This is a genomic window from Alkalithermobacter paradoxus, assembly GCA_002029295.1.
GTDB classification, from domain to species: domain Bacteria; phylum Bacillota; class Clostridia; order Peptostreptococcales; family Peptostreptococcaceae; genus Alkalithermobacter; species Alkalithermobacter paradoxus.
In genome coordinates this window covers 1-631 of record MZGW01000032.1, presented here as the reverse complement: position 1 = coordinate 631, position 631 = coordinate 1, and the positions used below count along the sequence as shown (strand labels likewise).

The 631-nt window shown below is 40.3% G+C and carries 1 tRNA gene and 2 rRNA genes; all 3 read left to right on the top strand.

Annotated elements, in window-relative coordinates:
• Window positions 1-104, top strand: a 23S ribosomal RNA gene (locus tag CLOTH_RS10855); the annotation flags it as partial.
• A 281-nt stretch (window positions 105-385) separates the two neighbouring features.
• Window positions 386-502 (top strand): 5S ribosomal RNA (gene rrf, locus CLOTH_RS10440).
• Window positions 503-508: 6 nt separating this feature from the next.
• A tRNA-Asn gene (locus CLOTH_RS10435) sits at window positions 509-583 on the top strand.
• Window positions 584-631 lie beyond the last annotated feature (48 nt).

Sequence of the window (631 nt, the reverse complement as noted above, 5' to 3'; positions counted from 1 at the left end):
TTTTAAGGTAAGACCCCAAGAAGACTACTTGGTTGATAGGCTCAAGGTGTAAGCGCAGTAATGTGTTCAGCTTATGAGTACTAATAGGTCGAGGACTTGACCAAATATGCTATGCAGTTTTGAAAGTGTTATTGATTTGATTCACATTCCGAGTTTCCTCAAGCAAGCTTGAAAGTCAACTCTAGAATGTAAATTCAAATCAAGTACATTAAAATAACTTAGGCTTGAAAGTCGATTCTTAAGTTTACACTAAATATGAATGACAAGTATTAACTTGGAGTTTCTTCAAGCAAGTTTGAAGGTCAACTCTAGAATGTAAATTCAAATAAATGTATTGACATATTAGGTAAGACATGATAATATATTCAATGTCCCTAAAAAAAGATCTGGTTACTATAGCAAAGAGGATACACCTGTTCCCATTCCGAACACAGAAGTTAAGCTCTTTTGCGCCGATGGTACTTGGAGGGAAGCCTCCTGGGAGAGTAGGACGTAGCCAGTTTGGTATTCCAAGGTAGCTCAATGGCGGAGCACTCGGCTGTTAACCGATAGGTTGTGGGTTCGAGTCCCACCCTTGGAGCCAATAAGCCGAGGTGGTGGAACTGGCAGACGCACAGGACTTAAAATCCTG